This is a genomic window from Streptomyces sp. NPDC104831 (assembly GCF_055583025.1).
Map to the genome: position 1 here is coordinate 83,032 of NZ_JBVJOT010000017.1, position 23,509 is coordinate 106,540.

Sequence of the window (23,509 nt, forward strand, 5' to 3'; positions counted from 1 at the left end):
CGGAATCACCTTTACGGCATTCGGGGTAATCCGGACTTCGGTGGTCTCGCCGCGGTTTCTGATCGCGAAGACGTAACACGTCGTTTACTTGAGGAAGTTTTTGCCCGTGGCCGGTTCCCGTCGGCTGGTGTGCGGCAACGTGCGGATCCGCGGATTTTGCTGAGGCAAAACGCGGCCGAAACCGTCGCGCGGATACCCGTCCCGTGTTTCCGGCGCGTTGACTCGGCCGGACGTCCGATGGACTCTCGATATAGATGCTCGATACAACTGGTTTGCCCGGCCGGCCCCCGCACCCCAGGAAGACGCAGGTGAGCGGTGGTCCGCCGGCGGCCGGAGGCAGGAGGTAGCGCATGTGCGGCATCACCGGATGGGTCTCCTTCGACCGTGATCTGAGCACGGAGGCCGCCGCTCTGGACGCGATGACCGAGACGATGGCCTGCCGGGGCCCGGACGACCGCGGCACCTGGACGGAGGGTCCCGCCGCCCTCGGGCACCGCCGGCTCGCCATCATCGACCTCCCGGGCGGCCGTCAGCCGATGTCCGTGGCCACCCCCGAGGGCACCGTCGCCCTGGTCTACTCCGGCGAGGCGTACAACTTCACCGAACTGCGCCGGGAACTCACCGACCGCGGCCACCGGTTCACCACCGACTCCGACACCGAGGTCGTGCTGCACGGCTATCTGGAGTGGGGCGACGCGATCGCCGAACGGCTCAACGGCATGTACGCGTTCGCCGTGTGGGACGGCCGGCAGGACAAGCTGGTGATGATCCGCGACCGCATGGGCATCAAGCCGTTCTACTACTACCGCACCGCCGACGGCGTCCTGTTCGGCTCCGAGCCCAAGGCGATCCTCGCCAACCCGCTGGCCCGGGCCCGCGTCACCCTGGACGGCCTGCGCGAGCTGTTCGTCATGATCAAGACGCCGGGGCACGCGGTCTGGGACGGCATGGCCGAGGTGGAACCCGGCACCGTCGTCACCGTCGACCGCTCCGGCCTGTCCACCCGTGTGTACTGGCGCCTGGAGACCCGCCCGCACACCGACGACCGCGACACCACCATCGCCACCGTGCGCTCGCTCCTCGACGACATCGTGCGCCGCCAGCTGGTCTCCGACGTTCCGCGCTGCACCCTGCTCTCCGGCGGGCTCGACTCCTCCGCCATGACCGCGCTGGCCGCCCGGCAGCTCGCCGTCCACGGCGAGAGGGTGCGCAGCTTCGCCGTCGACTTCGCCGGCCAGACCGACAACTTCGTCGCCGACGAACTGCGCGGCACGCCCGACACACCCTTCGTGCACGACGTGGCCCGGCTCGCCGGCACCGAGCACCAGGACATCGTGCTCGGCACCGACGCCCTCTCCGACCCCGTCGTCCGCGAGCGGGTGATCCGGGCCCGCGACCTGCCGTCCGGCCTCGGCGACATGGACAGCTCGCTGCTGCTGCTCTTCCGCGCGATCCGCGAGAAGTCCACCGTCGCCCTGTCCGGCGAGTCCGCCGACGAGGTCTTCGGCGGCTATCTGCAGTTCTTCGACGAGGAGGCGCGCCACGCCGACACCTTCCCGTGGCTGGCCACCATGGGCCGCCACTTCGGCGAGGACGCCGATGTCGTGCGCACCGACCTGGCCAAGGCCCTCGACCTCGAGGGCTATGTGGCCGACGGCTACCGCACCGCCGTCGCCGGTATCGACCGGCTGGACGGCGAGAGCGACTTCGAGTACCGGATGCGGCGGATGAGCCACCTGCACCTGACCCGCTTCGTGCGCATGCTGCTCGACCGCAAGGACCGGATGAGCATGGCCGTCGGCCTGGAGGTCCGGGTGCCGTTCTGCGACCACCGGCTGGTCGAGTACGTCTACAACGCGCCGTGGGCCCTGAAGTCCTTCGACGGCCGGGAGAAGAGCCTGCTCCGGGAGGCGACGGCGGACCTCCTGCCGAAGTCGGTCTACGACCGGGTGAAGAGCCCCTACCCGTCCACCCAGGACCCGGGGTACGCCCGCGCGCTCCAGGAACAGGTCAAGGAGCTGCTGGCCCGGCCCTCCCACCCCGTGTTCGACCTGCTCGACCGGGACCGGGTGCGGGAGGCGTCCGAACGCGACACGCCCGTCAGCACCCAGGCGGCCCGGCGCGGTCTGGAACGCGCCCTGGACCTCGCCGGGTGGCTGGACCTGTACGCGCCCGAGCTGGTGCTCGGCTGAGCCGGCCGCTCAGTCCAGCCCGATGATCCGGTCCGCGTCCCGTGCCGTCGGCTGCCACCAGGTGGTCACCGGCTCCCAGACGAGCACCTGCCGGCCGGTGCCGAGCCGCCCGGGACCGAAGGAGCGGCCCCAGTGCGCGGCCGAGGCCGCCACCGTGACCGAGTCCGCCCGGCGGGCCTCGGGGTCCGCCGGATCGGCGATGGTCCGCACGGCGGCGTAGGCGGTGCCGCCCGCCGCCAGCCGGAGGCCGCCGGTGCCGCCCTCGGGCAGCGGCAGCGCGGCCCCGTCCAGGTCGCCGAAGGTCACCGTGGGCACACGGTCGACGAGGCAGGCGCGGGCGGTGTGGTTGGTGACGCTGACCCGCAGCACGGACGGGTGGCCGGTGGCGGCCCTCGCCAGGACCGTCAGCGCCCGCTCGGCGCAGCGGGCGGTCCGTTCGTGGCCGGCGGCGGCCTGACTCTGCGGCGCGGTCAGCAGCAGGGCCGCGGCGGCGGCCGCGGCGGCGGGTACGGCGGTGGCGGCACGGAAGCGCATGGGATGTCCCCCTGTCGTGGTCGGGAGCGGTTGCGGCGGCCGGAACCCGCCCGCCCTGTGTGACGGCCGGCGGGCCCGGGAGGTTGCCCCGGCCCGCGGCTGTCACCCGGCCGGGGCACGCGGCACCGGGCGGCGGGTGCGCGGCGGTCAGCCGGTGCCCTGCGGACCGGTGGCCGAGGGGGCGTCCGCGGGGCAGGAGCCCCCGCCGGCCGGCAGCGTGCCGTAGAGCAGGAAGTCATTGACCTTGTGGTGCACACACATGGAGGAGGAGTACCCGGTGTGGCCCTCGCCCTTGTTGTCCAGCACCACCGCCGAGGGGCCCAGCCGACGGGCGGTCTCCACGGTCCACCGGTAGGGCGTCGCCGGGTCCCCGCGGGTGCCCACGAGCAGCATCTTCGCCGTGTGCACGTCCTTCACCCGCTCGCGGATGAAGTCGGTGCCGGCGGGCCGGCCGTAGCACAGCAGCAGCTGGGTGAGCCGGTAGCGGCCGAAGACCGGCGAGGCGTGGTCGTACGCGGCCCGCAGCGTGCGCATCTCCTCGGTGAGCCGGGCCGCGTCGGGCCGGTCGGGGTCGTCCGCGCAGTTGATCGCCATCAGCGCGGCCGGCAGGTTGTCCGCCGGGACGTCGGCGGCGTCGACCAGCCCGCCGTCCGCGCGGTGCCGGTCGCGGGGCGCCGGTCCGGTGCGGTCCGCACGGTGCCGCTCGGGGGGTGGTCCGGCGGGGTCCGCGGGGTGGCGGCCGCGGGGGAGGGTGATGCCGCCCGTGGCGAAGCCCAGGACCCGGCGGGTGTCGCCGTCCTCCACCAGCGAGGCCAGCGCGCGTTCCAGCGAGGGCCACGACCGCTTGCTGTACAGGCCCTGCCCGAGGGCGCCGACCAGGTCCTGGCCGCCGAACGAGCCGCCGAAGCCCGTCGGCACCGGGTCCCGGTCGAGCGCGCGCACCAGCCGGACCACCTCGTCCCCGGCCCGGCGCCGGTCCTGCCCGAACGGACAGCCGGCATCCGTCGTGCACCAGTCCAGGAAGTCGTCCAGCGCCGTCTGCTGTCCCTCGGCGCCCGCCAGTGCCTGCTCGGCCGGCGACTCGGTCAGCGTGTCCACGCCGTCCAGGACGAACCGGCCGACCCGGTCCGGGAACTGCGCCGCGTACACCGCGCCGAGCCGGGTGCCGTAGGAGAACCCGAGGTAGTTGAGCTTCCCGTCGCCGAGCGCATGGCGGATGACGTCCAGGTCGCGGGAGGCGTTCACGGTGCCGATGTGGGGCAGCACCGGACCGGAGTTGCGGGCGCACTCCTCGGCCACCTGCCGCAACTGCCGGAACAGCGCCCGCCGCGGGCCGGCACCCGGGTCCCGCTCCGGCACCGCGGGGACCGGGGCACCGCCGTCGCCGCAGCTGACGGGGGAGGAGCGGCCGACGCCGCGCGGGTCGAAGGTGACCACGTCGTAGCCGTTGGTGAGGTCCATGAACTGCCGTCCCTCGGAGGCCAGTTCCGGGATGCCCGCGCCGCCCGGACCGCCGAAGTCGAGCAGCACCGAACCGCGCGAGGGACCCGTCGCGCGGTAGCGGGCCAGCGCCACGTCCAGGGTGCCCGCACCCGGCCGGGCGTAGTCGAGCGGGACGGTGACCTTCGCGCACTGCAGGTCCTCCGGCATGTCCGGGCCCGGGCAGGCGGCCCACACCGCCTGCTGCCGGTAGAAGCGGGTCAGGTCCGGCTGCGGCCGGTCGGCGGCGGCCGCGGGCAGGCCCGCCCCGAGCAGCGCCAGGGCGAGCACCGAGGTGCCCGCGCAGCGCCGCACGGCGGACCGTGTGGACAGCATGGCCAGCATCGATCGCCTCCCGGGACGCGTCGCCACGGACCGGGGACGGCGCCCTCGGATCACCATAAGCGGACCCCTTGAGGCCCGCCTCCCGGCGGGCGGGACGGCACCCGCCGTCGTATCCTGCGCACCCTGTGCACCGGTTGGTGATCATTCGGCGGCTTCGCGGGCGGTTCGACAACAGTGCCGCTCTGGCGCGGGTGAGTCCCGCGCGACGTCCGGAAGGCAGGAACCCACGAGGCGCACGGACACCCCTGCCGCCACTTCCGCGACGGTGACCGCAGGACGGCCGGGCGCCCCCGGCCCCCGGCCACCCGCGCGGAAGGCACCGCCCCCCGCGTCCGCACGGAGTCCCGAGCCGTCCCCTCCGCCGGAGCGGCCCGGTTGCCGTGCGGGCGCCCCGGTGCCCGTCGGCCCCTCTTCCCGTGGCGTCGCCCCCGCTGATCCGGAAGGATGCTGCGGGCGGCCGGCCGAGGGCCGCGCCGTACGACAAGCCCGACCCCGACGGAAACGGAGCGCACCGATGACCTCTGCGGCCCCCCAGGACCTCGTCGTCACCCAGGCCACCCTCGCCGACTGGCCGGTGATCAGCGGGTGGGCGGCGGCGGAGGGCTGGAACCCCGGGCTGTCCGACGGACCCGCGTTCTTCGCCCAGGACCCCGACGGGTTCTTCCTCGGCCGGATCGACGGGGAACCGGTCTCCGCGATCTCCGTGGTGAACCACGGCCCCGGCTTCGCCTTCCTCGGCTGCTACCTGGTCCGTCCCGGCCTGCGCGGCCAGGGGCACGGCCTGGCCACCTGGAAGACCGCGCTGGCGCACGCCGGGAACCGCACCGTCGGCCTGGACGGAGTCGTCGCCCAGCAGGACAACTACCGCCAGTCCGGCTTCCGGTTCGCCCACCGCACCATCCGGTTCACCGGCCCCGCCCCCGCGGCCGAGCCGCCCGCCGGCGTCCGCCCGGCCGGCCCCGCCGACCTCGCCGCGATCACCGCCTACGACGGCGCCTGCCACCCCGCCGACCGCCCCCGGTTCCTCGCCGCGTGGCTCACCGCGCCCGGCCACCAGGCCGTCGTCCGCGAGCACGACGGCCGGCTGACCGGCTACGGAGTGCTCCGCCCCGGCCACGACACCCTGCGCATCGGCCCCCTCTTCGCGGACACCGCCGCCGACGCCCGGGCGCTGTTCGCCGCCCTCACCGCCGGCGTGACCGGCCGGGAGGTCGCGATCGACGTGCCCGAGCCGAACACGGCCGGCACCGCCCTCGCCGAACAGGCGGGCCTGCGCCCCTCGTTCGAGACCGCCCGCATGTACACCGGCCCGGTGCGCGCCCACGCCCGGGAGCGGGTGTTCGGCGTCACCACGCTCGAACTCGGCTGACCCTCAGCCGAGTCGGGGCCGCCCCAAGTGGTAGCGGCGATGCAGCTCCCGCACCTCGTCCACCAGTTCCGGCACCGGCCCCGCCACGGCCACCCCGGGGGCGACGTCCCGTACCGGCAGGGTCCGCACGGGCGGTGCGGGCACTCCCAACTCGTCCAGCAGCGCCGACAGTTGCTCGGAGGAGACGATGTACACGATCCGGCCGAGCCCCACCCAGGCGTGCGCCGCCGCGCACATCGGGCAGTGCTCACCGGAGGTGTAGACGGTCGCAGCCGCCCGCTCCTCGGGCGTCAGACGCGCCGCCGACCAGCGGGCCAGCTCGAACTCGGGGTGCCGGGTGTGGTCCCCGCCCGCCACCCGGTTGCGGTCCTCCGCCAGCACGGTGCCGTCCCCGGCCACGAGCACCGACCCGAAGGGCTGGTCACCGGCATCGAGCGCCTCCTCGGCCAACTCCACGCAGCGGCGCAGATACCGCAGCTCGGCGTCGCGCACCATCGGCTCACCTCCATACGTCATGATCTCCGGCCGGGCAGGTTACGGCCACCGTGCCCGGCTCGGCCAGCGCCTTTGCCACCGGGGCAATGGCACGCCGCCCGGCCGGGAAGCGCGCCGGCACCCGAGCGCGACCGTGGGGGCACCGGCGCGAGCGCCGTCCACGGCGGCGCCCCGGCGCCCGGCGGGTCCGGCGTCGGACCGCCGGTGGGCGAAGCGCGCAGGTCCCCGCGTGGTCCCCGTGCCCCGCGACGGGGCCGCCACATCGGCGTCGCCGGGCCCGGGCGAGGACCCGCCCCCGCTCCCGTCAGGGCGCCGGGACCGTGGTCTGCGGTGTGTTCCAGCCGGAGACCCGCACGCGCGGCGCCGAGCCGCGCAGATCGGCCGTCCGGTAGGCGGCGGTCAGCGTCACCGACTCGCCCGGCCACAGGCTCACCTGGTTGTCCGACCAGCGCACCGGCAGCACCGGCCTGCCGTCCGCGCCCACCACGTCGACGTCCGTCAGCAGCGCCGGAGTCGTCCCGCCCCCACCGCGCCGCAGGGTCACCGTGGTGGTCGACACGCCGTCCGACGCGCGGGTGACCGCCGTCGCCCGCACCGGCACCCGGGCCATCGAGGCCAGCCCGGTGAGGTCGGCGTACTCCGTCGTCGGGGTGTAGTACCAGGTGGTGTCGCTCCAGTCGAGGGTGTCGGGCCGGGTGGAGAGCCAGTACACGTTCCGGCTCACCTCCTTGCCGGCCGCGTTTGTCAGCACCAGCCGCAGCAGATGGGTGCGCGACTCCCCGTCCACCGAGGCCGGCAGGGTCAGCGCGGTGGCGTGCGCCCCGCCGCCGTCCACCGTCACCCCGCCGGCGCTCCGGTCGTACCTGCGGGTGCCGTCGGGGTCGAACAGCGTGGCCCGCGCGGTGAGGCCCCGGGCGGCAGCGGTGCGGTTGTTCACCACCACGACGGAGCGGTCGTCGTAGGAGAACTGCACGTGCAGCGGCTCGTTCGCCTTCTTCGCGCCGAAGTAGGCTCCGTTCTGGTCCAGGTAACGGTCCGTCAGCTGCCAGTGCAGGGACGGCCAGCCGCTGTTGAACATCCAGTGGACGACCCCGGTGGCGGGCCGCTCGGAGTCGGTCGCGTTGCGCCGGTACGCCTCGAACTGGGCGCGCACGGTCTCGTACTGTGCGAGCTGGGCCTTGCGCACGTAGTCGGCGAGGCCCGTCGGTGTGCCGTAACGGCCGGCGAGCGCCTCGTCGTAGATCTTGAGCGTGCCGAAGATGACGGACGGCGAACGGTGGTACTGCCGGGCGTCCGGATCCTTCCACAGGGTGTCGAGTTCGGCCGGTGTCATCATCCGGCGCAGGGTGTCGAGGGTGGGGATGCTCGGGCCCGCGCTGGTCTCGGAGTTGAAGCCGGTGGCCCCGCCCTCCTGCTTGGCGTACCAGTAGCCGGGCGGCACCCAGTCGTAGGGGCCCGTCATCTTCATGCCCGAGTCGCCGAGCCGTGGGGAGGACGTGTCGGAGGCGGCGGGAACCACGGGGACCGGCCAGTCGGCCGCCTCCAGGGCGTCCAGGTAGCCCCGCTCGATCGTGGCGTCCGGCGCGGCGTCGCTGCCGATCAGGAAGGACAGCACGCTCGGGTGGTCGCGCAGCCGGGCGGCCTCGGCGGCCATGGACGCCTTCGCCACGGTGTGGTCGGTGCCGGACCACGGCTCGCCGGACCCGTTGGGGTTGACGTCGCCCTCCCACTTGTCGCAGCACTCCCAGCCCGGCAGGGCGAGCACACCGTAGCGGTCGGCGAGGTCGAAGAACTCGTCCGGCTCCAGGTGGCCCTCCAGGCGGAGGGTGTTCAGACCCAGGTCTAGGGCGTACTTCAGACGGTCCTCGGTGTAGGCGCGGTCCCAGCGCATGAACTCGTCCGGGGACCAGCCGCCGCCCTTGACCAGCAGCGCGCGGCCGTTGACGCGGTACTGGCGGGCGCCGTCGGAGTTCAGCGGGGCCCGCACGTCGCGGATGCCGAATGTCTCGTGCGCGGTGTCCGACGGCGTGCCGGCCACGGTGGCGGTGAGGTCCAGGTCGTACAGCGGCTGCCCGCCCATCCCGGCCGGCCACCACACCCGGGGCCGGGTGAGGCGCAGACCGGGGACGTCGGCGGGGGAGAAGGAGAGCGTCTTCGACTCGTGCGCGCCGAGCGTCACCGTCCGGGCGAACCGGGTCCCGCCGGCACTGCCGGTGACCTCCGTGGTGACCGCGCTGCCCGTGTCGTTGCGGACCTGGGCCCTGACCGTCAGGTCGGCGGTGGCGAGCGAGGGCACCGCCAGCCTGGTGACCACGTGCGCGTCGCGCAGCGCGACCGGCCCGCCCCGGCGCACCAGGACGTCCCGGACCAGCCCCATGTTCCGGTCGGGCGGCGGCTGGAGCCAGTCCAGCCAGCCCATGGTCAGGTCCCGGTCGGGATCGTTGGGCCGCACCCGGAAGGCGACCGTGTTGGTGCCCCGCCTGATCAGCGGGGTGATGTCCAGCTCATGGCGGGTGTAGGCGCCGGTGACCCGCGAGGCCGGTGCCACCAGGCGGCCGTTCACGTACACGTCGGCCGCCGAGACGACGCCGCTGAAGTCCAGGAAGGTGCGTCGCGTGGTGTCCTCGACCGCGAAGTCCGAGCGGTACCACCACGGCACCTCGAAGTCGGCCCGCGGGATCTGCCGCTGGTTGGTGGAGCGGAACGGGTCGGCGTACACGCCGTTCGCCAGCAGTGCGGCCAGCACGGTGGAGCGGGGACCCGCCGGATACCAGTTCCGCGCCGGATAGCCGGGGGAGGACACGGCCGCCGCCGGGTCGCTCACCTTCGCGGCGGACTGGATGGCATAGCCGGACAGCGCGGTGGCGGTGCCCGCGGCGGAGGGCACGGGCGTGATCCGTTCGGGCCGGCGGGGTTCGGTCGCCTCCCCGCGCCCGGCCCAGGCGCCGGTGGTCAGGGCGCCGCCCAGGGCGAGAAGCGCCGCGGCGGCCAGGGGGAGCCGGCGGGTGGGGCGAGGGAACACGGCGGTCTCCAGCCTCGTAAAGTTAGGAAACTTTACTAACCTGGGTCACGCTAGGTCGCGCCCCGGACACTGTCAACGAGCCTCGCGGAGACCGGCACAGGAGGCCGCCGGCCTGGGCAGGATCGTTTCCCCGTCGCGGGTCTGACGGGTGGTCAGCCACCGCCGGGCGCGTCGGACACCCGTCGTGTCAGGAGTCCCCATTGTCCGGTACCCCGCCCCCCACCGGTGGTTTCGTCCGCCGTGTCGGCCTGTTCCAGGCGACGGCGATCAACATGAGCCAGATGTGCGGCATCGGTCCGTTCGTGACGATCCCGCTGATGGTCGCCGCGTTCGGCGGCCCGCAGGCGGTCGTCGGCTTCGTCGCGGGCGCGGTCCTCGCCCTGTGCGACGGGCTGGTCTGGGCCGAGCTGGGTGCCTCCCTGCCCGGCTCGGGCGGCAGTTACGTCTATCTGCGCCAGGCATTCCGGCACCGCACCGGCCGCCTGATGCCCTTCCTGTTCGTGTGGACGGCGATGCTGTTCATCCCGCTGATCATGTCCACGGGTGTGGTCGGCTTCGTCCAGTACCTCGGCTACCTCGCCCCCGGCCTCGGGCGGACGGCCGGTGACCTCATCGGCCTCGGCGTGATCGCCCTGGCGGTGCTCCTGCTCTGGCGCGGCATCGAGCACATCGCCCGGATCACGGCGGTGATGTGGGCCGTGATGATCGCCTCCGTGCTGCTGGTGGTCGTCGCCGCGGCCACCCACTTCAGCCCACACATGGCCTTCACCTATCCGGCGGGCGCCTTCCATGTGATGAGCGGCCACTACTGGCCCGGTTTCGCCGCGGGCCTCACCATCGGCATCTACGACTACCTCGGCTACAACACCACCGCATACCTGGGCGCCGAGATCAAGGACCCCGGCCGGACCCTGCCGCGCTCCGTGCTCTTCTCGATCCTCGGCATCATGGCGATCTACCTGCTGCTCCAGATCGGCACGCTCGGCGTGGTCGACTGGCACCGGATGACCGACCCGCACGACATCGCCTCCACCTCGGTGGCCTCCGCGGTGCTGGAGGACACCTGGGGCAGGGCGGCGGCGGACACGGTGACGGCGCTGATCCTCGTCACCGCGTTCGCCTCCGTCTTCACCGGCCTGCTCGGCGGCTCCCGGGTGCCCTGCGACGCCGCCCGCGACCGCGTCTTCTTCCGCCCCTACGCCAAGCTGCACCCCAGGCACCGGTTCCCGGTGTACGGCCTGGCCACCCTGGGCGCGGTCACCGCCGCCGGCTTCCTGCTCGGCCGCCACACCGACCTCGCCACCCTGATCCAGCTGCTCACCACGGTGATGGTGATCGTGCAGGCGCTGGCCCAGATCGTCGCGCTGACGGTCCTGCGCCGGCGCCGCCCGGACCTGCCCCGCCCGTACCGGATGTGGCTGTATCCCGTGCCGAGCGTGGTCGCCTTCACCGGCTGGTGCGTCATCTACGGCTACGCCGACCGCAACTCCCCGGGCCGCCGCCCCGTCGAGTGGTCCCTGGCCTGGCTGGCCCTCGGCTGCGTGGCCTTCCTGGGATGGGCGCGGCACGAGGGCATCTGGCCGTTCGGCCCGAAGGAGACCGGCGAGGACACCGGCCCGACCGCCAACGCCCTTGAGATGAGCTAGAGTTGCGACACCGAATCCCCGGCCGGACCGCGCTCCGCCGGGGACGCTGTCGTTCATGACAGAGAACACGACCGCGGACCTCGCCGTCCGCCCCGCGACTGCCGGCGACCGGCCCGCCGTGGAACGGCTGTGGCTGATGTTCCGCCACGATCTCTCCGAGTTCCGGGGCGGCCTGCCCGCCGCCGACGGCACCTTCCGGAGCGAATGGGTGACGTCCGCCTTCACCGGGCCCGGCTGGGTGCCGTACCTGCTGATCTGCGACGACCACCCGGCCGGGCTGGCGTTCGTCCGCGGGCTCGACGGGCCGGTACGCATACTGAACAGCTTCTTCGTGGTGCGCGGTGCCCGGCGCCGGGGCATCGGGCTGCGGGCCGCGCGCGAGGTGCTCACCCGGCACCCCGGACGGTGGGAGATCGCGTTCCAGGAGGACAACCCGGCAGCCGCGCGGTTCTGGCCACGGGTCGCCGCGGACCTCGCCGGCGAGGCCTGGACCCGGGAGCGGCGACCGGTGCCGGGCCGGCCCGAGCTGCCGCCGGACGTGTGGATCTCCTTCACCGTGCCGGCCGGGCCCGACGCGGACCTCTGACCCCCGGACGGTCGCCTCGCCACCCCGAGCGGCACCGTACGGCGGGGCGCAGGGGGCGCACCACCCCGGTCCCGCGCGGCGACGAACCGAGGAATCCCCGCCGCCGCGCGGGCGCGCACCGGACCGGGAACGAGGACCGGGGCTCCGCCGAGGCGGTGTCGCCGAAGGACGCGGCACCGCACGGGCTTTCATGTGCGCAGGAGGGACGCCGCCGGGGCATGTCCCCGCGGATCCGGGGCAAGCGGATCAGTACAACACGTACATTCCGTTCGGGCCGGTGCAGCAGGAGGTGGCCGCCGTCATGAGTGCGAGGGTGCTGGAGCGTTTTCCCGCCGGGTCTCCGCGTGGTTCGTGGCCCGCGGAGGAGTTCGCCGCCGCCCGGCGCGCCGAGGGTGAACCGGCGACCGTGGTGATGGACCTGAAGTCGGACGCCTTCCTCGTGGTGGTCGAGGGGCGGGAGGAGGACGGCGGGGTCTGAGTCCCCGCCCGTCCGGGGCCCGGAACCCCGCCGCCGTGGACCGCGCGGGTCCGCCATGCGAGAACGGCCGGGATCTCCTTGACGGTTGTCGCGGGCTGCTGCCACGATCGATGGCATGACCATGCGACTGGACCTCACGCGGCGACGCCACGTCGATCTCGCGCGCGTCTCCAGCGCCTGTTGTCGCGCCGCGGTCTGATCCGCCGCCCCTTCCCTCTCCTCCGGGCCCGCGGCACACCGGGATCCCCGTCGTCCCCCGACGGGTGAGGCGTGTCCGACGTCCCGTCGAGCGGTTCCGCACCAGGGGTTCCGCATGCCCGGTCCGGCTCGGGAGGCGGTGCTCCCGACCGACTTCTCCCCGGGCGTCCGGCTCGCGTACGGCCGTCCGGCGCACCTCAGAAACGAGACACCCATGGCCACCGTCCTGTCCGTCTCCGGCAGCCCCTCCGCCTCCTCCCGCACCAATCTCCTGCTGCGTCACCTGGACCGGCGGCTCGTCGCCCAGGGACACGAGGTGATCCCGCTCGACGTCCGCGCCCTCCCGGCCGAGGCCCTGCTCGGCGCGGACTTCCGGCATCCCGCCGTCGTCGAGGCCGCCGAGCTGTTCGCCCGCGCCGACGGCGTGGTGGTCGGCACCCCCGTCTACAAGGCGTCGTACTCCGGCGTCCTCAAGGCGCTGCTGGACCTGCTCCCGCAGTACGCGCTCACCGGCAAGACCGTGCTGCCGCTGGCCACCGGCGGTTCCACCGCGCATGTCCTCGCCATCGACTACGCCCTGCGGCCGGTGCTGAACTCCATGGGCGCCGCACACATAGTCCAGGGCTGGTTCACCCTCGACACAGACATCACCGTGCGGGAGGACGGCTCGCTGACCGTCGCACCGGCCACCGCCGAGGCCCTGGGGCAGGTGGTGGACCAGTTCGCCGCCGCCCTGGACCGCGCGCCGGCGCTGGCGGCCACGGCGAGCTGAGCGGGCCGCGGCCCCGCCCGCGGCCGACGGTGGGGAGGCGCGTGCCGCCACCGCGTGCCGGGCCGCGCGCTCCGTGCCGGCGCCCGTCGCCCTCCCCCGCGCAGGGCACGCCGCCGGCGGCCTCGCCGCACACCCGCACCCCGGGCCCGCGGGCACGCACGCACCCACCCACCCCACGGACCCAAGCGATCGGAGACCCTCGGTGTCCCTCACCTTCCACTGGTTCCTGCCCACCAACGGCGACAGCCGCGACGTCGTCGGAGGCGGCCACGGCACCCCGGCGACCGCCTCCGGCCGGGACCGGCCCCCGACCGTCGCCTATCTCGGCCAGATCGCACGGGCCGCCGAGGACCTGGGCTTCGTGGCCGCGCTCACCCCGACCGGCGCCTGGTGCGAGGACGCGTGGCTGACCACCGCCATGGTCAGCCAGCACACCGAACGGCTGAAGTTCCTCGTCGCCTTCCGGCCCGGCTTCGTCTCGCCGACGCTCGCCGCGCAGATGGCGAGCACGTTCCAGCGGCAGACCGGGGGACGGCTGCTGCTCAACGTCGTCACCGGCGGGGAGAGCCGGGAGCAACGGGCCTACGGCGACTTCCTCGACAAGGACGCCAGGTACCGCCGCACCGGTGAATTCCTGCACGTCGTCCGGGAATTGTGGCAGGGCAAGGGCGTCGATCTGCACGGGGAGCACCTGCGGGTGGAGGACGCGCGGCTCAGCCGGGTGCCCGATCCGGTCCCCGAGGTGTACTTCGGCGGTTCCTCACCGGCCGCCGGGGAGGTCGCGGCCCGCTACGCCGACGTGTACCTCACCTGGGGCGAGCCGCCCGCACAGGTCGCCGAGAAGATCGCCTGGATCCGCCGGCTCGCCGCCGGGCACGGCCGTACCCTCCGCTTCGGGATCCGGCTGCACGTGATCACCCGGGACACGGCGGAAGCGGCCTGGGCGGAGGCGGACCGGCTGCTCGCCGGGTTCGACCAGGAGACGGTGCGGGCCGTGCAGGAGGGGCTGGCCCGCAGCGAGTCGGAGGGGCAGCGGCGCATGCTCGCGCTGCACGGCGGCGGCCGGGACGGCCTGGAGATCCACCCCAACCTGTGGGCCGGCATCGGGCTGGTGCGGGGCGGCGCGGGGACGGCTCTGGTCGGCAGCCACGAGGAGGTGGCCGAGCGGATCAAGGAGTACCACGCCCTCGGCATCGACGAGTTCGTCCTCTCCGGCTACCCGCACCTGGAGGAGGCCTACTGGTTCGGCGAGGGCGTCCTGCCCCGGCTCGCCGCGCAGGGCCTGTGGACCCACCCCCACGGGCCGGCGTCCGCCGCTGCCGCGGAGGTCCCGTTCGCGATCTGACCGGCGGTGCGCGGTCGCGTGGAGCACCGCGGACCGGGGCGCGCGCCGCTCAGGCGTTCCGTTCCCCGGTGGCCGCCAGCGCCCCGCCCAGCGCCCGCAGATGCGCCGCGCGCGACTCGGCGGTCTGGCCCTGCACCAGGAGGAACAGCGCCTCCCGCGCGAGGCGCTGGGCGCGGCTCGTCAGGGCCATGGCACGGCCGCCGCCGGCCACCACCGCCGCCGTGGTGGCCGTACGCAGCAGTTCGTACGCCTCGGCGCGCACCGCCAGCCGTTCCCCCACCCACGCGTCCGCCGTCCCGGCCCCCGCTTTCCCCCCGGTCTGCGCCCACCCTTGCGGCAGCGGCCCGTCCGCCAGTTCGTACGCCCTGCGGCGGATCCCGGTGAGACGGGCGCGGAGCGGGGCGGCCGTGTCCGCGTCCAGGAGCGAGAGCGCGGCCCGCGTCACGCCGAAGACCGCCGGGCTGGTGTGCAGCGTCTTGACCCGGTCCCCGGCGGCCCAGCGGTCGTACGGCGTGCGCAGGGCCACCGACTCCGCGGGCAGCCACAGGCCGTCCAGCTCCAGGGACACCGTGCGCGCGGCGGTGAGGGCCGCCAGCCGCATCGGCGCCGAGGCCCGCAGTCCCGGCCGCTCGCGGGCCTCGGTGAAGGCGAACAGCACCTCGCCGGAGTCGGTCGCCCCGGCCAGCAGCATCACGTCGTTCAGGCCCCAGCCGGTGTACCAGGGCACGGTCCCGTCGAACCGCCAGCCGCCGCCCTCGGGCCGGACCCGCACCGGGCGGCGCGGGAACGACCGCAGATGCGCGTACGCCACCCCGGACAGCAGCTCCCCGCGGGACAGCGGGCCGAGCAGCCGCTCCCGCACCGGATGCCCCCCGCTGTGCGCCAGGGTCTGCACCGGCGTGTGGTGCTGGGTCTGCACGAACCAGGTCGCACAGCACGCCCCGGACAGGATCTCCGCGACCTCCCGCGCCACGGCGGGCGGCGCCCCCGCGCCCCCGTGCTCCACGGGCGCGCCCACCCCGAGCAGGCCCGACCGCTTCACCGCCTCGATGTGGCCCGGGGGCACCCCTTCCCGGTCGACCCGCTCGGCCTCGGGGGCGAGCAGGTCGGTGGCGAGCCGGCGGGCGCGGACGACGAGGGGGTGCGGAGTGGGATCCATACCCGGGATTCTTCCGGTTCCGCGGACGGCGCACCCGCAGGGCACGGGCCGGCCCGGACCGGGCGTGACCCTCGTCACCCCGGAGGCGCCGCCGGAATGAACTTGAGGACATGAAAGGTTGCTAAATACATCCGACTGTCCGCACGTGATCCATCGAGGCACCGTGAACCACTCCCCGTCCGAGCAGCCCGCAAAGATCGTGGCCCGGCTGCGCGCCACCTTCGCCACCGGCCGCACGAAGTCCGTCGACTGGCGTACCGGCCAGCTGCGCCGGCTGCGCGCCCTGCTCACGGAACGCGGCGCCGACCTCGCCGCCGCCCTCCGCGCCGACCTCGGCAAGAGCGGCACCGAGGCCCACCGCACCGAGATCGACTTCACCGTCCGCGAGATCGACCACACCCTGGAGCACCTGGCCGGCTGGCTGCGCCCCGAGCCCGCGCCCGTCCCGGCGCACCTGGGCGCCGACGCCACGGCCTGGACGCAGTACGACCCGCTGGGCGTCGTCCTCGTCATCGCGCCCTGGAACTACCCGGCGCAGCTCCTGCTCGCCCCCATGGTCGGCGCGCTGGCGTCCGGCAACGCGGTGGTCGCCAAGCCGAGCGAGCTGGCACCGGCCACCTCCGCCGTGCTGGCCGAGCTGATCCCGGCCTACCTGGACCCGGACGCGGTCGCCGTCGTGGAGGGCGGTGTCCCCGAGACCACGGCCCTGCTGGCCGAGCGCTTCGATCACATCTTCTACACCGGCAACGGCACCGTCGGCCGTATCGTCATGCGGGCCGCCGCCGAGCACCTCACCCCGGTCACCCTCGAACTCGGCGGCAAGTCCCCGGTGTTCGTGGATCGCGGCACCGACCCGGAGGTGGTCGCGGACCGGCTCGCCCGCGGCAAGTTCCTCAACGCGGGCCAGACCTGCGTCGCCCCCGACTACGTCCTGACCGACCCTGAGACCGCGCCCGCCCTGGAGGCGGCGCTGGTCCGCGCGATCGAGAAGCTGTTCGGCGCCGACCCGGCCCGCTCGCCGGAGTACGGCCGGATCGTCAACGAGCGGCACTTCGACCGGCTGTCCGGCCTGCTCGGCTCCGGCCGGGTCGCCGTCGGCGGCGTCGGCGACCGGGCGGCGAAGTACCTCGCGCCGACCGTCCTCGCCGACGTCGACCCGGACTCGCCCGTCATGCGGGAGGAGATCTTCGGCCCGATCCTGCCGATCGTCACCGTGTCCGGCCCGGACGAGGCCATCGCCTTCGTCAACGACCGGGACAAGCCCCTCGCCCTGTACGTCTTCAGCGAGTCGGACGAGGTCCGCGCGCGCTTCGCCGCCGAGACCTCCTCGGGCGGCCTCGGCCACGGTCTGCCCGTCGCCCATCTCACCGTCTCCGACCTGCCGTTCGGCGGGGTGGGGGAGAGCGGCATGGGCAACTACCACGGCCGCTACTCCATCGAGACCTTCAGCCACCGCAAGGCGGTCCTCGCGAAGCCGCTGCGCTGAGCCTCCCGGCGGAGCGGCCCGGCCGCGCGTGCGGCCGGGCCCGGCCCGCCCGCCTCGACGGCTCACTGGAGCGACGGCGGGAATCCGGCCCGGGCCCGGAGCCGGGTCGCCGCCTGCCGGTGCCTCGGCCGGATCCCCGGTGTCCCGCCGGGCGCCGCCCCGTTCTGCCGAGGACCGGCCGGGTGCGGTGTGCGAGACTCCGCCGATGACCACCCAGACGATCACCGCGGACGCCTCCGGCACCTTCGCGCTGGGCGGCCTGCCCGTCCACCGCATCGGTCTCGGCACCATGCGGCTGACGGGCAGCGCCGCCTTCCACCACGGCACCCCCAGCGGCCGGGAGCGGTCCCTGGCCGTGCTGCGCGAGGCCGTAGGGCTCGGCGTGAACCACATCGACACGGCGGCCTTCTACTTCTCCTCGCTGCGCTCCGCCAACGAACTCGTCAACACCGCGCTGTCCCCGTACCCCGACGACCTGGTCATCGCCGCCAAGGTCGGCCCCTACCGCGACCCGCACGGCGCGTGGGGCACCTCCGCCCGGCCCGACCAACTGCGCGGCCACGTCGAGGAGAACCTGCGCCAGCTCGGACGGGACCACCTCGACGTCGTCTACCTGCGCCGGATGAACCAGGACTCCATCGCGGAACACTTCGGCGCCCTCGCGGAGTTGCGCACGGCCGGGCTCGTCCGGCACCTCGGGATCTCCGCCGTGGAAGGCCGGCACCTCGCCGAGGCGCTGGAGATCGCCCCGGTGGTCTGCGTGCAGAACCGGTACGCCCTGGACCGCCCCGACCCGGCCGGTGACGAACTGCTGCGGCTGTGCGGGGAGCGCGGCATCGCCTTCGTCCCCTTCTACACCGTGGCCGGCGAGGCCGGCGAGCGCGGTGCCACGGCCGCCCACGACGACACCGTGCTCTCCGTCGCCCGGGCCCACGGCGCGAGCCCCGCGCAGGTCCGCATCGCCTGGACGCTGCACCAGGGCCCGCACGTCCTCGCCATCCCCGGCACCGGCGACCCCGGCCACCTGGCCGAGAACGTCGCCGCCGGGGCGCTGCGGTTCACCGCCGGGGAACTGGCCCGGCTCGCCGGGGCCCGCGCACAGGCCGGCTGACCGTTTCGGACGCGGCCGCGAGGTCCGTACCCGGACCGGCCGGCCGCCGTCGGCCCGGCCACCGCGGTCCGCCCGCCGAGGGCCCGGCCGGGCGGGGCCGCCGGCCGGTGTCACACCACCCAGGCGCCGTCCCGCATGAGATGCCGGCCGCGCAGCTCGCGCACCCCGTGCCACGCCTGCACCGCGACCGGCCGCACCCGGAAGAAGTCGTAGGCGGCGCCGTCCGCGCGCGGATCCCAGCCGGTCTTCGCCGCGAACGCCCCGGCCGCCGCCTCCGGCACCTCCCCGGAGCCGAAGACCCGCACCTCCCCGTCGACCAGCACGACGTCCCGGGTGTCGCCGAGGGCGAGCCGGGTCCGGCCGCCGTCGCGGAGATTGCGGCCCGTGGGGTTGGTGCCGCGCGTGCACAGCCAGAACGACTCCCCGTGCCAGACGAACCACAGCGGTACGAGACACGGCACGCCGTGCGCGTCCGCCGAGGCCACCCAGATGTCGCTCTCCCGCTCCAGCCGGGCCAGCACATCGCTCTTGCGCCGGGCCGGGGTGCGGACCGGTTCGTCGATCGTCATGTCCGGCGACGCTACCGGGCCGCGCCCCACCGGCACCTCCGTCCCGGGACGCCCCGCACCCGGGACCCCGGGCGTAGGTCGCCGGCCCCACACGCCCGCGCGCACCGCGGCCCGCCCCGCGCCCGGACGCCCCCACCACCGCGGCCACCCCGCGCCCGGCGGGCGCCGGCCCGCGCCCCTGACTACGATGACGTGGACGGCCTTGAGAACAGCAACACGAAGACGCGGTGAGGAACCTCCCCATGACCGACGCCAAAGGCGAACGCCGGCCGGCCGGTGAACTCGAAGCGAGCGTCCTGGCCGCGCTCTGGTCCGCCGGCGCGCCCCGGACCCCCGGCGAGGTCCAGTCGAGCCTCGGCACCGGCCTCGCCCGTACGACGGTGACGACGATCCTGAGCCGGCTGCACGACAAGGGCGTGGTCGACCGGCGGCGCCAGGGCCGGGGCTACGTCTACTTCCCCGTCCGGGACGCCCAGGACGCCCACGGCCTCACCGCCCGCCGGATGCACAGCGAACTGGACCGGGACAGCGACCGCGAGACGGTGCTCGCCCGCTTCGTCGCCCAGCTCAGCCCGGACGACGAACGCGTCCTGCGCGACCTGCTCGCCTCCGACGGCCGATGACCGCCCTGCTCCCGCTCCCGCTGCTGCTCCCGTTCGCCCTGCCGCTCCTGGCCCGCCGGGCACTGGACCGGCTGAGCCCGGCGGCCGCGCTGTGGTCCGTCGCGGGCTGCGCGCTGCTGCTGGCCGGCGGTACGGCGGTGACCCTCGGCGTGCTCCTGTTGCTCGGGCTGCTGGAGCTGCCGTTCTTCGCCGCGCTCGGCGAACTGGTCCATCCGCTGCGCACCGCCCCCGGCGCCCTCGTGGTCCCGGCCGCCGCCGCCTCGGCCGGCGCGCTCGCCCGGTGCGGCTGGACCCTCGGCCGCTCGGCCCTGGAGCAGGCCCGCGCCTTCCGGGCGGCCCGCGCCGAGGCCGGCCGCCGGCCCGCCGCCGGCGACCTGTGCGTGGTGGACTCGCCCCGGCCCGACGCCTACGCCCTGCCCGGCCGCCCGCACCGGGTCGTCGTCACCACGGCGATGCTGCGTGCCCTGGACGGCCCCGAGCGGGAGGCGCTGCTCGCCCACGAGCGGGCGCACAACGCGGGCGGCCACCACTACGCGCTGGCCGCCGCCGAACTCGCGGCGCACTGCCACCCCGCGCTGCGCCGGGTCCGGGACACGGTCCGGCTCGCGGCCGAGCGCGCCGCGGACGAGACCGCCGCCGCCGCGGTCGGCGACCGGCGGCTGACCGCCCGGGCCATCGCCCGCGCGGCCCTCGCCGCCCGGTCCGCCGGCTCCGCGCGCCCCGGCTTCGCCGCCGGCGCCGCCACCGGCCCCGTCCCGCGGCGCGTCCAGGCCCTGCTGGCCGGCCCGCGCCCGCCCGCGGCCCACCGCACGGCCGCCGCGCTCCTCGCCGCCTGCGCCGCCCTGTCCTGCCTCGCCTCGGCGACCGCGACGGCCGACGTCCACCACCGCGTGGAGGTCGCGCAGGGCGAGGCGAGGCCCTGATCCCCACGTCGTGACGGGACGCCCTCCCCACGACCGGGCCGCACAACCGCTCCCCCCGGGTGCCACGCCCCCGGCAGTCCGACTCCGCCCCTGCGTGACGCGCGTAGAAGAGGACTGGCGCCCGGCAAGTTTTACGTATAACCTCACCGGCTAACCGCCCCCCGCCGGAAGGTAGCCATGCGCCGCGTCGCCCTGGTCACCCTCGTCGTCCACGACTACGACGAGGCGATCCGCTTCTACACCGAGGCCCTGGGATTCCGTCTCGCCGAGGACGCCCCGCGCCCCGACGGCTCGCGCTGGGTCGTCGTCGAGCCCGGCGGCGACGCGGCGGGCACCGGACTGCTGCTGGCCCGTGCCAAGGACGCCGGCCAGCGCGCCCGGATCGGCGACCAGACCGGCGGACGCGTGGGCTTCTTCCTGCACACCGACGACTTCGCCCGCGACCACGCCCGGATGACCGCCGCCGGCGTGACCTTCCTGGAGGAGCCGCGCCACGAGCCGTACGGCACCGTCGCCGTCTTCCAGGACCTCTACGGCAACCGCTGGGACCTGCTCCAGCCCGCCGCCCACTGACCAGCCCCGCATCACCCAGCCGAGGAAACGACACACCATGACCGCGTCCCGCATCGACACCGAGACCCTCCGCCGGCTCCCCAAGGCCGTCCTGCACGACCACCTCGACGGCGGCCTGCGCCCCGCCACCGTCGTCGAACTCGCCGACGCGGCCGGCCACACCCTGCCCACCACCGACCCCGACGAGCTGGCCGCCTGGTACGTCGAGGCCGCCGACTCCGGCGACCTGGTCCGCTACATCGCCACCTTCGAGCACACCCTCGCCGTCATGCAGACCCGCGAGGGCCTGCTGCGCACCGCCGAGGAGTACGTCCTCGACCTCGCCGCCGACGGCGTCGTCTACGCGGAGGTGCGCTACGCCCCCGAGCTGATGCTCAAGGGCGGACTCGCCCTGTCCGAGGTCGTCGAGGCGGTCCAGGAGGGCCTGGCCGCCGGCATGGCCAAGGCGGCGGCGGCCGGCACCCCCGTCCGGGTCGGCACCCTGCTGTGCGGGATGCGCATGTTCGACCGGGTCCGCGAGGCCGCAGGGCTGGCCGTCGCGTACCGGGACGCCGGAGTCGTCGGCTTCGACATCGCGGGCGCCGAGGACGGCTTCCCGCCCGCCGACCACCTCGACGCCTTCGCGTACCTGCGCGCCGAGAACATGCCCTTCACCATCCACGCGGGCGAGGCGTACGGCCTGCCCAGCATCCACCAGGCGCTCCAGGTGTGCGGCGCCCAGCGCATCGGCCACGGGGTGCGCCTCACCGAGGACATCGTGGACGGCAAGCTCGGCCGCCTCGCCTCCTGGGTGCGCGACCGCCGGATCGCCCTGGAGATGTGCCCCACCTCCAACCTCCAGACCGGCTGCGCCGGCTCGATCGCCGAGCACCCGATCACGGCCCTGAAGGACCTCGGCTTCCGGGTCACCCTGAACACCGACAACCGCCTGGTGTCGGGGACCACGATGACCCGCGAGATGTCCCTGCTGGTGGAGCAGGCCGGCTGGACGGTGGAGGACCTGCGCACGGTCACCGTCAACGCCCTCAAGAGCGCGTTCATCCCGTTCGACCAGCGCACGGCCCTCATCGAGGACGTGGTCCTGCCGGGTTACGCCGCCGCGCTCTGAACCAGCCCCCTGAGATAGGCGGCCTGTCCGACGTGCTGGAGGTCGTCGGACAGGACGCTCACCAGGCGCACGCCCAGGCGGACCGGGGGATCCCAGCGCTCGTCCACGACGCGCTCCAGATCCTTGGCGGCCAGGGTGCGCAGGACGCCGAGGGTCTGCTCGTGGACGGCGTCGTAGTACCCGGTCAGCAGTCCGGCCGAGTCCACCCGCACCTTCGCGACCTTGGCCGGGGTGTGCCCGTAGCCCGTGTCGTGCCGGGGCAGGTCGAGCCCGAACCGCTTCTGCCAGTCCTGGGCGAGCCACACCTGGTCCAGGTCGAAGGCGTCCGCGATGTGGTCGTCCTGCACCCGGGTGAGGTGCCAGACCAGCCAGGCGATGGTGTTGGCGTCCGGGGCCGGGCGGTGGTGCAGCTCCTCGGGGCCGAGGCCGTCGAGGGCGGCATGGACCTCTTCGCGGACGCGGCCGTAGCCGTCGATGAGGATGTCCTTGGCATGCATACCGTCCACCATCGCAAACCACCGCCGCTCCCGCGTCCGGAATCCGGCGGCCGGTGCGTCACGTCCCCGTTTCGAGCAGGGTGACCAGTGCCCGTGCGGCCGGGCTCGTGGCCCGCTCCGGCGGCAGCAGGGCCACCGTCTCGTACCGTGCCCCGCCCGTCCCCTTCAGCGGCAGCGCCGCGAGCGCCGGCCGCTTGTGCCGGAAGTGCCGGGGCACGACCGCGACGCCCAGGTTCTCGTCCACCAGGTCCAGCAGGCTGTGCACGTCGTTGACCTCCAGGGCGACCGTGCGCCGGACCCCGGCCGCGGCGAACGCCGCGTCGGTGGTGCGGCGCGGACCCCAGTCGGGGTGGAAGTCCACGAACACCTCGCCGGTGAGGTCGTCCGGGCCGAGCACGGCCGGCCCGGCGGCGAGCCGGTGGCTGGGGTGGCACAGCACGGTCATCGGCTCGCTGGTCAGCGACACCGACCGCAGCTGGTCGGTGTCGGCCTGGGTGCGGTAGGCGAAGGCCAGGTCGAGCCGCCCGGCCGCGACCTCCTCCGCCAGCGCGCCCGAACCGGCCTGCCGCAGCCGGATCTCCACATCCGGGTGCCGGCCCCGGAAAGCCGCCAGCAGCGGGGCCACCCGCACCCCGGCGATGCACTGCTCGGTGCCGAGCGCCAGCGTGCCGCGCAGCACGCCCTGCACCGCCGCCACCGCGTCGTGCGCCGCCCGCACCTGGGCGAGGATCCGCTCGGCCTCCGCCAGCAGCGCACGCCCCGCCTCCGTCAGGGTCACCCGGCGCGTGGTCCGCACGAACAGCGGCGCCCGCAACTCCCGCTCCAGCGCCCGGATCGACGCCGACAGCCCGGACTGGGACACCATCAGACGCTCGGCGGCCCGGGTGAAGTGCCGGTCCTCGGCCACCGCGACGAAGTGCTGGAGATGGCGCAGTTCCATGATTGAGAAGCCTATCCGCTGAATACCATCGGATTCTTCTGTTGGACCGCTGCCCGCCG

22 protein-coding genes are annotated in these 23,509 nt (G+C 74.7%); 14 read left to right on the forward strand and 8 right to left on the reverse strand.

Annotation, left to right across the window (positions count from 1 at the left end; all coding sequences use genetic code 11):
- Positions 1–350 precede the first annotated feature (350 nt).
- Positions 351–2,192, forward strand: a complete 1,842-nt coding sequence (asnB, locus tag ACZ63H_RS14530) for an asparagine synthase (glutamine-hydrolyzing) (RefSeq protein WP_469864801.1) — start codon at positions 351–353, stop codon at positions 2,190–2,192.
- Positions 2,193–2,201: 9 nt separating this feature from the next.
- On the opposite strand, the gene ACZ63H_RS14535 is transcribed toward asnB, so the two are convergent.
- Both ACZ63H_RS14535 and ACZ63H_RS14540 read right to left on the reverse strand, forming a co-directional pair.
- Entirely contained in the window at positions 2,202–2,726 is a 525-nt protein-coding gene (locus tag ACZ63H_RS14535; RefSeq protein WP_469864802.1) for a DUF4232 domain-containing protein, read from the reverse strand.
- A gap of 147 nt (positions 2,727–2,873) precedes the next feature.
- Positions 2,874–4,550, reverse strand: a complete 1,677-nt coding sequence (locus ACZ63H_RS14540; protein WP_469864804.1) for an alpha/beta hydrolase — start codon at positions 4,548–4,550, stop codon at positions 2,874–2,876.
- 514 nt (positions 4,551–5,064) lie between these two features.
- Here ACZ63H_RS14540 and ACZ63H_RS14545 point away from each other — a divergent pair.
- Positions 5,065–5,919 (forward strand): GNAT family N-acetyltransferase, encoded by an 855-nt coding sequence (locus ACZ63H_RS14545; RefSeq protein WP_469864806.1) that lies wholly within the window; start codon positions 5,065–5,067, stop codon positions 5,917–5,919.
- 3 nt (positions 5,920–5,922) lie between these two features.
- Here ACZ63H_RS14545 and ACZ63H_RS14550 read toward each other — a convergent pair whose 3' ends face one another.
- The gene (locus ACZ63H_RS14550) at positions 5,923–6,414 is read right to left on the reverse strand and encodes a nucleoside deaminase (protein ID WP_469864900.1); all 492 of its coding nucleotides are present in this window, start codon (positions 6,412–6,414) and stop codon (positions 5,923–5,925) included.
- 304 nt (positions 6,415–6,718) lie between these two features.
- A complete protein-coding gene (locus ACZ63H_RS14555) occupies positions 6,719–9,436 on the reverse strand; it encodes a glycoside hydrolase family 2 protein (RefSeq protein ID WP_469864808.1) in 2,718 nt (905 codons plus the stop codon).
- A 200-nt stretch (positions 9,437–9,636) separates the two neighbouring features.
- On the opposite strand from ACZ63H_RS14555, the gene ACZ63H_RS14560 reads away from it, so the two are divergent.
- The 6 genes from ACZ63H_RS14560 (at position 9,637) to ACZ63H_RS14585 (ending at position 14,461) form a co-directional block, all read left to right on the forward strand.
- Positions 9,637–11,082 carry an APC family permease gene (locus ACZ63H_RS14560; RefSeq protein WP_469864809.1) on the forward strand — a complete coding sequence of 482 codons (1,446 nt, stop codon included), beginning with the start codon at positions 9,637–9,639 and terminating at the stop codon, positions 11,080–11,082.
- Between the two features lie 55 nt (positions 11,083–11,137).
- Positions 11,138–11,668, forward strand: a complete 531-nt coding sequence (locus ACZ63H_RS14565) for a GNAT family N-acetyltransferase (RefSeq protein ID WP_469864811.1) — start codon at positions 11,138–11,140, stop codon at positions 11,666–11,668.
- 301 nt (positions 11,669–11,969) lie between these two features.
- The gene (locus tag ACZ63H_RS14570; protein WP_469864813.1) at positions 11,970–12,146 is read left to right on the forward strand and encodes a hypothetical protein; all 177 of its coding nucleotides are present in this window, start codon (positions 11,970–11,972) and stop codon (positions 12,144–12,146) included.
- A gap of 121 nt (positions 12,147–12,267) precedes the next feature.
- A complete protein-coding gene (locus ACZ63H_RS14575; protein ID WP_397953445.1) occupies positions 12,268–12,345 on the forward strand; it encodes a putative leader peptide in 78 nt (25 codons plus the stop codon).
- Between the two features lie 213 nt (positions 12,346–12,558).
- The gene (gene ssuE / locus ACZ63H_RS14580) at positions 12,559–13,116 is read left to right on the forward strand and encodes an NADPH-dependent FMN reductase (protein ID WP_469864902.1); all 558 of its coding nucleotides are present in this window, start codon (positions 12,559–12,561) and stop codon (positions 13,114–13,116) included.
- A 202-nt stretch (positions 13,117–13,318) separates the two neighbouring features.
- Entirely contained in the window at positions 13,319–14,461 is a 1,143-nt protein-coding gene (locus tag ACZ63H_RS14585) for an LLM class flavin-dependent oxidoreductase (RefSeq protein ID WP_469864815.1), read from the forward strand.
- 49 nt (positions 14,462–14,510) lie between these two features.
- Here the strand turns inward: ACZ63H_RS14585 and ACZ63H_RS14590 are convergent, their stop codons facing one another.
- Positions 14,511–15,620 carry an acyl-CoA dehydrogenase family protein gene (locus ACZ63H_RS14590; protein ID WP_469864817.1) on the reverse strand — a complete coding sequence of 370 codons (1,110 nt, stop codon included), beginning with the start codon at positions 15,618–15,620 and terminating at the stop codon, positions 14,511–14,513.
- A gap of 163 nt (positions 15,621–15,783) precedes the next feature.
- Here ACZ63H_RS14590 and ACZ63H_RS14595 point away from each other — a divergent pair, with 163 nt between their 5' ends.
- Together ACZ63H_RS14595 and ACZ63H_RS14600 are read left to right on the forward strand one after the other, a co-directional pair.
- Complete coding sequence (locus tag ACZ63H_RS14595) at positions 15,784–17,106, forward strand: aldehyde dehydrogenase family protein (RefSeq protein WP_469864904.1); 1,323 nt, start codon at positions 15,784–15,786, stop codon at positions 17,104–17,106.
- Positions 17,107–17,311: 205 nt separating this feature from the next.
- Positions 17,312–18,217, forward strand: a complete 906-nt coding sequence (locus ACZ63H_RS14600; protein ID WP_469864819.1) for an aldo/keto reductase — start codon at positions 17,312–17,314, stop codon at positions 18,215–18,217.
- Between the two features lie 110 nt (positions 18,218–18,327).
- Here the strand turns inward: ACZ63H_RS14600 and ACZ63H_RS14605 are convergent, their stop codons facing one another.
- On the reverse strand, positions 18,328–18,786 hold the full coding sequence (locus ACZ63H_RS14605) for a pyridoxamine 5'-phosphate oxidase family protein (protein ID WP_469864821.1): 459 nt from the start codon (positions 18,784–18,786) through the stop codon (positions 18,328–18,330).
- Between the two features lie 242 nt (positions 18,787–19,028).
- Between ACZ63H_RS14605 and ACZ63H_RS14610 the strand changes: the two genes are divergently transcribed.
- The 4 genes from ACZ63H_RS14610 (at position 19,029) to ACZ63H_RS14625 (ending at position 22,013) form a co-directional block, all read left to right on the forward strand.
- On the forward strand, positions 19,029–19,409 hold the full coding sequence (locus tag ACZ63H_RS14610) for a BlaI/MecI/CopY family transcriptional regulator (RefSeq protein WP_469864823.1): 381 nt from the start codon (positions 19,029–19,031) through the stop codon (positions 19,407–19,409).
- Positions 19,406–20,332, forward strand: coding sequence for a M48 family metalloprotease (locus ACZ63H_RS14615; RefSeq protein WP_469864825.1), 927 nt, complete (start codon positions 19,406–19,408; stop codon positions 20,330–20,332). Before ACZ63H_RS14610 ends, ACZ63H_RS14615 begins: the two co-directional genes overlap by 4 nt.
- A gap of 177 nt (positions 20,333–20,509) precedes the next feature.
- Entirely contained in the window at positions 20,510–20,905 is a 396-nt protein-coding gene (locus ACZ63H_RS14620) for a VOC family protein (RefSeq protein ID WP_469864827.1), read from the forward strand.
- Between the two features lie 37 nt (positions 20,906–20,942).
- Complete coding sequence (locus ACZ63H_RS14625; RefSeq protein ID WP_469864829.1) at positions 20,943–22,013, forward strand: adenosine deaminase; 1,071 nt, start codon at positions 20,943–20,945, stop codon at positions 22,011–22,013.
- Here the strand turns inward: ACZ63H_RS14625 and ACZ63H_RS14630 are convergent.
- Positions 21,995–22,510, reverse strand: coding sequence for a mycothiol transferase (locus ACZ63H_RS14630; RefSeq protein WP_469864831.1), 516 nt, complete (start codon positions 22,508–22,510; stop codon positions 21,995–21,997). The two genes, ACZ63H_RS14625 and ACZ63H_RS14630, sit on opposite strands and share 19 nt — an antisense overlap.
- 58 nt (positions 22,511–22,568) lie before the next feature.
- On the reverse strand, positions 22,569–23,450 hold the full coding sequence (locus ACZ63H_RS14635) for a LysR family transcriptional regulator (protein WP_469864833.1): 882 nt from the start codon (positions 23,448–23,450) through the stop codon (positions 22,569–22,571).
- Between the last annotated feature and the right edge of the window lie 59 nt (positions 23,451–23,509).